Source organism: Acidiferrobacteraceae bacterium, from assembly GCA_037388825.1.
Taxonomy (GTDB): domain Bacteria; phylum Pseudomonadota; class Gammaproteobacteria; order Acidiferrobacterales; family JAJDNE01; genus JARRJV01.
Genome location: JARRJV010000078.1, coordinates 1 through 7162 on the forward strand (window position 1 = coordinate 1; position 7162 = coordinate 7162).

The window sequence follows — 7162 nt, forward strand, 5'->3', positions numbered from 1 at the left end:
GATCGATGCGGAGGTATCATTTGAGGCGGATGGTGAGTCGATCAACATCACCAGCGCCACGATCTTCCGCACCGCACGTTGCCTGATGGAGGGCGTGGTGCATGTGCCCGATGTCCTCGATGAGGCATTGGTGGAAGAGTAGGGAACGGAATTAAAAGAAAACTAGGCGGGCACAGCAACGTGGAAAGAAAACAGAGAGTACAAGAGATGTTTGCGGCCAGGGGCTCGCACACGTGGTCGAGATTGTATGAAGATCCGGCCGATGTCTTTGAAGACAGCATGAATCAGCGACGTAAGTTCGTTGGCGACTATGTAGATCAGAAGCTTGATTCAGACAGTCGTGTGCTGGATCTTGGATGTGGGGCGGGAGTGATCGCCGGGGATCTGGTGGATGCGGGGATGGATGTGACCGCAATGGATCTTTCGATGGAAATGGTCGAGAGCGCACGTGACCGCCTGCTCGCTCTGACAAAGGAAAAAGCGAGGGTATTGCGGGGCGACAGCGAGAATCTTCCGTTCCGGGATGGCGATTTCGATGCAATCGTGTGTCTCGGGGTTATCAGCTTCTTGCAGAGCAACGAACCCATGTTATCGGAGATGCGGCGTGTGTTGCGGGACGATGGCACGCTCATTCTGGCGGTACGAAACCGATACGCACTCGCGGGCGTGATGGATGTACTGCTAGTGGCGCGCCGCACCGCAGGACGCATCCGGCGATGGTTGAAGAGAATCGCGAAGGGAGAATTAGGAAACGGGAACCGCGAGGTTCCCATTCCGCGACTGTTCAATCTGTCGGGACTTGTTGCGGAGCTGGGCCGAGCCGGTTTCCGTGCACTGGAACAGAAGCATATTGGCTACGGGCCCTTCACCGTGCACGGACGGCAGCTGTTGTCACCCGCATCCTCGATCCGCTTGAGCCATCGGCTCGACAGGATTTTCCGTTTGCCGCTACTGAGAGTCTTCCAGGGAACGGCGGACGTATGCATTATCGTGGCGCGCAAGGAGGCGTAGGCGAGGACGCTCCAAACAAGCACGGTCCGGGAACCGCAAGGGGCTGGCATCGCGCGAACCGGTTCAGGACGAACGGAGTATGCCGCGCCGCCAGATATGTGACAGTACCTTCGGTACGTTTTGGGAAAGGAATGCCGCCAGATAGTAGACGACGGGCTTAAGGTCATCGCCGGCGAAGATGGCATGTACCCGTCTTCCCTTGATTGATCGCAGCCATTGCCGGAGCGACATCTTCCCCATGCGATTCATTTCGCGCGCGGCGAATGCATCCTGGGTCAACCAGATCCACTTCACATCGTCTTTCCATTCCGTCACCGGTGGCAGCGGCTGGTCAATCGAGTCGCGATAGGCGATGTAGGGCAGGTCGACGCCGCAAGCGGGGGCAATAGCACTGGTATTGACGGCCCGGGCGTTGATTTCGATCAGCTTGTAGCGATCCGTCTTGGGGTCGTGCTTGTATTCCACGCCCACGATCCCGTGATAGTTCATGCCCTGTAGCAGCTGGATCGACTGGTCAACGACTTTCTGGTTGTGACAGGATACCGTTAGCGTGCAATAGCCGAACTTGAGTGGGTACTGGCGAAGCTTGCTGCGGACACAGTACCCCAGGGGCTTTGAGTTCTTGTCGAGATAGCCGAGGAACGTGTAGAGCAACTCATCGCCGCCACCAATGACCTCCTGAATCATGACGTCGGTATCCCCCTGGCTGATCTTTTCGTACTCTGCCAGAAGTTCGTCGGCGGACTGGACCATGACTCCCTTCATGGGAGTTCCCTTGGTGGATTTCAGTTTTTGTTGCACCCAGGACAGGCGCCACTTGTGGGCTACGTTCGGCTTGATGACGTAGGGATATCCGCTGATCTCCTGGGCCAGCTTGCGGACCTCGGCCATATCCGTCGGAAAGTAGGTTTCCGGGATCGGGATATCGAGCTTCTGCGCCTCGCCATACTGGACGCGTTTGTCGATGATTTGTTCGATGGTCGCGCGGGAGGCGGCTGGAATGCGAAACGTGCCGGATAGGGCGTCGAGGTGACGACCAAGAAAATAGGCAGTGTCGTCACTCGCGGGGAACAGTACCAATGGCCCTTCATGACGTTTGCCCAATTCAAGAAGAAATTCGAGCAGTTCCGATTCATCACCGTAGGTGTTCGGGCAGATCTCTGTCGCCGTGCAGTAGCGGGACAGCAGGCTGAGTTCAAGTCTGTTCGGGTGCAGTCGAATGACAGGAATGCCACGGCGGCCCAGAGAGCGCGTAATTGCAAGTGCCTTAAGACTGTTTGTACGTGAGGTACGGTCGGGATTGGATTCGTGCGTGAGCACGAAGGCCGTGGGGTTTGCCATTCGGTTGGGCTCCGGTAATTCTCGTTTGTATTTTCGCCCATGCGGGGTGCACGGCCCGCATGGGCGTTTGTCAAATTATAATATCAGAAATCAGGGTGATCACGGTGTGTAGCTTGGAAGTTCCACAACATAGGTATTGACCCCGTTAGTGGCGCTATCCCCCCAATCGCTTCCGAAGAGCAGCCGTGTGCCCCGGGGACTGATCACCACATGTGGTTCCGCCCAGTATCCGTTGCCGGTTGATCGATGGTGGGCCACGCGACAAACGCTGCCTCCGGGGTTGGTATTGGCCAGCACCAATTCGTTCTCGAGCACCCTCTGTCCATACCCGGAGCCATAGTCCTGTCCGATGATTGACTCCGCTACCCAGCCGGGACGCTTGAAGGCAACGGCAGAGACGTGTTCTCCGGACGGCGGGTAGGGCCAACCATTATCCTGGCCAATGATTACGCGCGTGGCATTGGGGTCGGTGGGATCCAGGGTCATGTCGTTCACGATCAGTGACCCAACGGGGCTGCCGTCGAAGGCCACGGCATTGTGGGTATCGTGGCCATTCTCCAGGCGACCGAGCGAGGCGTGGTCAAACGGACTGGTAATGTTCATCGTGCGAATGAGGTTCATGTTGAAATCGCGAACTTCGCCTGCGTCCGTCCCATTGGCGAGAAACAGATAACCGCCACTGGCCGATGCGACGGGTGCGGTGGTGCGGCCCACCGGCAAGGTGTAGGTGTTGCCGACAGTATCGGTACTGAACCGGTAGGCAAACGCGACCGGGGTACCGCTACCGGCAGCGTTGCAGCGAAGACCAATGACATCGGAATCCCAAGACGTGTACATCGGGTCGGAGCCGCCATCAACACTACCGCTGGCGCAAATGTCCGAGAAATCATGAATGATCGTTGTGCTGTCCGCGCCGGTGGGATCAGGGTTGATTGTATATTTCGTCAACTGCGCGCCATGTGCGACGTAATAGAACACGTCTGGATCCGTCGCATCCCAGTAGAACTGCTCGAGATCGGGCGGAACGAAATTGAGCTTCTTGATCCATTGATAGGTCTTGCCATTGTACAGTTGGTGTCCCGACCCATGGGGGACGGTACCGCCAGACTGAGCGGTGGTGTGATAGAGAATCAAATAACTTTCGTCCGCATTCCATGCCGGGATGGTCGAATAGGCGGGAACAATGCGCCCGGTGCTGCCCGCATCCGTGATCCGGCGTATGGTGGTTCCAAACTCGGGATCGATCACGGTTCCGCCCACAGGTGGATTGGCGAGAGCGGTCATCGGGTGATTGAGCTGGTCGGTCACCAGGCCTGCACACAGATCCGTCCTGGTAAATGTGGCAGTAGCCGTCCATTGCTGGCTCATCGTCAGGTCGCACGTGGAAGTCGTCCCGCTGCAGGCACCAGTCCAGCCGGAGAACTGATAGCCGGTCGCCGGGCTTGCGGTCAATGTGACGAGAGTATTGTCGGCGTAGCTTTCACTACAGTCATTTCCGCAATTGATACCCGCGACATCGCTGGTCACCGTGCCGCCTCCCGCGTTGACAACAATAAGCTGCTTTGTGCCGGCTGCTGCGGTCGCAAAAGACGCAGTTACGGTGGAGTCTGAACTCATGGTAAGAAGGCAGGTTGCCAGCCCGGTACAGGCGCCGCTCCACCCCGTGAAATCGTTACCGGTGTCCGGAGTCGGGATCAGAACGAGTTTTATCCCCGGCGCGAAGCCATTGGTGCAGGACCCTGTACAGTCGACGGCGGATGGATTGCTGGTAACAGAGCCGGCACCGCTGACGGTCGAAGAGAGCGTGTAGGTCGGTGCGACACCACCTCCGCCCGATGAGGTGTTTCCTTGAATACAGGACGATAGCAGCGGTCCTGCAACTGACACGAGCAAGATCAAGAAGAGGCTGGTATGCCATCGCCGGCGAAAAATCTCGGGCAGTAGTTTTTCCATGAGTTACCTCACTTCCGTATGTCCACGTGATTCGGTGGCAGTTGGCGTTATGTGCAAAGCTTTACTGGTTCAATTCTATAGAGCCCGGACTGTATGCAAAGAGCTTTTCGGCCGACGGTCGCAAGCAACAGGACGGGCGGCCAAGGTAATATTTCGGGTCAAGAAAGCGTTCGCTGGCAGTGCATTTCGTCGGCCTCAGTCTTACGGTCATTTGGCATGCGGCACTTCCTTGCATACACCGTTTTGTAATATGACCCCGCCAGGCCTGATTCCAGGCCACACGGATCAAGATTTGGTTTTCTCCCAGTTGAGGGAGCTTTCAACGATTTGTGCCAGATCGTCGTAGCGTGGCACCCAACCAAGAAGCGACCGAATACGATCTGCAGTTGCGATCAGTTCCGGCGGATCACCGGGTCGGCGCGGTGCCTCTTCGATCGTGAACGGCGCGCCATGTACTCTTTGAACCATATCCAGTACTTCTCGTACGGAATAGCCATGCCCATAGGCGCAATTCAATATCGTTGAGGCACCATCTTTGCGAAGATAGTCCAGTGCCTTCAGGTGCGCGTCGGAAAGATCCTCTACGTGGATGAAGTCGCGAATACCGGTCCCATCCGGCGTTGGATAGTCCGTTCCGAAAATCGATATCTTCTCGCGTCTGCCCACCGCGGTTTCGGCAGCAACCTTGATCAATAAGGTCGCATTCGGCGTATTCTGGCCGATTCGACCCTGTGGGTCGGAGCCGGCGACATTGAAGTAGCGAAGGGCGATATACCGCATGTCCGTGGCCGCGGCCAGGTCCCGGAGCATCCATTCTGACATCAACTTCGACGTTCCATAGGGGTTGATCGGGGCGGTTGGCGTGTCCTCTGCGGCAATTCCCGATTCCGGAATCCCGTACACCGCAGCGGTGGAGGAAAAGATAAAGTGCCGGACGCCGTTGTCGCGGCAGCACTCCAGCAGTGCCCGTGTGTTACAGGTGTTGTTGTGATAGTACTTCAGGGGATCGCTCACCGATTCCGGGACAATGGTAGAACCGGCGAAGTGCATCACTGAATCAACGTCGTAGTCTCGGAGAATCTGGGCGACCAGTGTTGAGTCTCCAATGTCGCCGACAATGAGATCGCCATACAGTACGGCATCCCGAAAGCCGGTAGAGAGATTGTCCAGAACGACAATGCGTTCGCCGCGCTCGCCCAGCTGGCGAACCACATGACTGCCAATGTATCCCGCGCCACCGGTAATCAGTACTGCATTTTTTGTCATAACAGGTCCTTGGGTGTCAGAAGGTCTTTCCGAAATTGCGCATGCCCGTTCTGCGCATCGGATGGTTTGCCAGTGGCACGGAGGGAGTGCGGTCGGCGCGATTTTGGCGACCCCGGTGGGTGCTTCCTAGGTCGTCGTATCTCGCGCAGGCGAATGGTTGGTGCCAGCGATCAAAAAAACCCCCAGTGATACAGTCTTGGTTTATTTTTGTTCGGGATGTGCGCCCGGCGGGAATGTGGAGCCGGCCTCCCGCCGAGTTGCAAATCCTGGACGCATTATAAATCGGATACAAGCTAGCCGAAATACATGACAGGAACCCGAATGGGCGGATGGTTGTATTCCCGTTTGCCCCGGACCACGGAATTCTGCCCCGCTGACGGGGCGGCGACCGGGGGCGGTAATCCGCTCCCATGGGACCGGGATCAGGGCGATACGGCCCATACGGAGGGGTTTGGGGGGATAGGCTGCACCAGGCAGGCCACTTGTCACGGACTGTTGATGGGTTCACAGGCGTTGACATGAGAAAAGTACGTGTGTACCGTTTCCGTAATAAGAGCGTATTAATACGTCAATAAATAAAATCTTTGTTAATTAGTATTTCATAATAAATCGAAGCTAATTAGCAGCCGCGGCGAGTTCCTTGCTCGCGGATTTGAGGAAGGAGGGGGCGCATCGATTTGGTGCGCAGGTGGGCCGGAGTCGGGCGGAGTCCCGATAGTCCGGTCTGAGAATGTGAGTCGGCTGTAATTCCACGCCGAACGCCGTTTTTTCCCCTCGAAACAGGCAGGACCGGCCACGTTTTGCTGGCAAGGGTCCAGGGAAAGCATGCGCATTGTGACCAGGTGCCGAATCGGCGCCCCGGGGCCTGTGCGCGCCAAAAAAACGAGAAGTACAAGTGGAACCAGCACGGAGGGGAGATGAAAAGAAGAGACTTTCTGAAGGCGGGTACCGCGGGAGCCGTAGGTGCCATTGGCAGTGCAGGCAGTCTTCTGACCTGGACGCCACGGGCCAGCGCGGCAACCGTGTCGAAGACGTTCTATATCACCGATGGCCTGATCACGCAGCCGGATGGCGTGGATGTCTATTTCCGCGGTTTCAGCGATTCGGCGAGCGGTTTGAATGCACCTGGCACGCCGATGATCGTTCAGGAAAAAGACACCGTAGTCGTTACCATCCACAACACCCTGAACCAGAGTCACACCTTCGTCATTGATGGAATGGTGAATCAATCCATCGGCGCAGGACAATCCAAGACGTTCCAGTTCACGGCGAAGAATCCGGGCACTCACTTTTATTATGATGCCCAGTACAAGGGGAGGACCGCACCGTACAATCGCCTGGTCGGTCTGCACGGCGCGTTCGCGGTCATGCCGTATGGCAGGTCCAACCAGGTTTTTGCCGGCAGCCGAACCTTCGTGAAGCAGCAGTTCTGGCTGTTCCATGACGTGGACCCAAACTGGAATGCAACCATCCAATCGGGCGGAACACCCAGTGGCACCTATACTCCGCGCTATTTCACTATCAATGGCATTTCCAGCCGACCACCGGGTGCCCCCCAGGAAGACGATCCAAGCATCAACGCCATGATCGC

General features: G+C 56.9%; 5 protein-coding genes. 2 read left to right on the forward strand and 3 right to left on the reverse strand.

Translation table 11 applies throughout. The features are described 5' to 3' along the window. Positions 1 to 279 precede the first annotated feature (279 nt). The gene (locus P8X48_11490) at positions 280 to 1011 is read left to right on the forward strand and encodes a class I SAM-dependent methyltransferase (GenBank protein MEJ2107926.1); all 732 of its coding nucleotides are present in this window, start codon (positions 280 to 282) and stop codon (positions 1009 to 1011) included. A 63-nt stretch (positions 1012 to 1074) separates the two neighbouring features. Here the strand turns inward: P8X48_11490 and P8X48_11495 are convergent, their stop codons facing one another. The 3 genes from P8X48_11495 to galE form a co-directional block, all read right to left on the reverse strand. After that, the gene (locus tag P8X48_11495) at positions 1075 to 2352 is read right to left on the reverse strand and encodes an ATP-grasp domain-containing protein (protein MEJ2107927.1); all 1278 of its coding nucleotides are present in this window, start codon (positions 2350 to 2352) and stop codon (positions 1075 to 1077) included. A 99-nt stretch (positions 2353 to 2451) separates the two neighbouring features. After that, positions 2452 to 4305, reverse strand: coding sequence for a hypothetical protein (locus tag P8X48_11500; protein ID MEJ2107928.1), 1854 nt, complete (start codon positions 4303 to 4305; stop codon positions 2452 to 2454). 285 nt (positions 4306 to 4590) lie between these two features. Beyond that, entirely contained in the window at positions 4591 to 5571 is a 981-nt protein-coding gene (galE, locus tag P8X48_11505) for a UDP-glucose 4-epimerase GalE (GenBank protein MEJ2107929.1), read from the reverse strand. 917 nt (positions 5572 to 6488) lie between these two features. Here galE and P8X48_11510 point away from each other — a divergent pair. Further along, positions 6489 to 7162: multicopper oxidase domain-containing protein (locus tag P8X48_11510; protein ID MEJ2107930.1), on the forward strand; the 674-nt coding region annotated here is incomplete at its 3' end.

What these genes read in the sequence shown, in the direction of transcription:
- P8X48_11490 (MEJ2107926.1), top strand. Translation starts at nt 280, where the DNA reads ATGAATCAGCGACGTAAGTTCGTTGGCGACTATGTAGATCAGAAGCTT.
- P8X48_11495 (MEJ2107927.1), bottom strand. Translation starts at nt 2,352, where the DNA reads ATGGCAAACCCCACGGCCTTCGTGCTCACGCACGAATCCAATCCCGAC.
- P8X48_11500 (MEJ2107928.1), bottom strand. Translation starts at nt 4,305, where the DNA reads ATGGAAAAACTACTGCCCGAGATTTTTCGCCGGCGATGGCATACCAGC.
- galE (MEJ2107929.1), bottom strand. Translation starts at nt 5,571, where the DNA reads ATGACAAAAAATGCAGTACTGATTACCGGTGGCGCGGGATACATTGGC.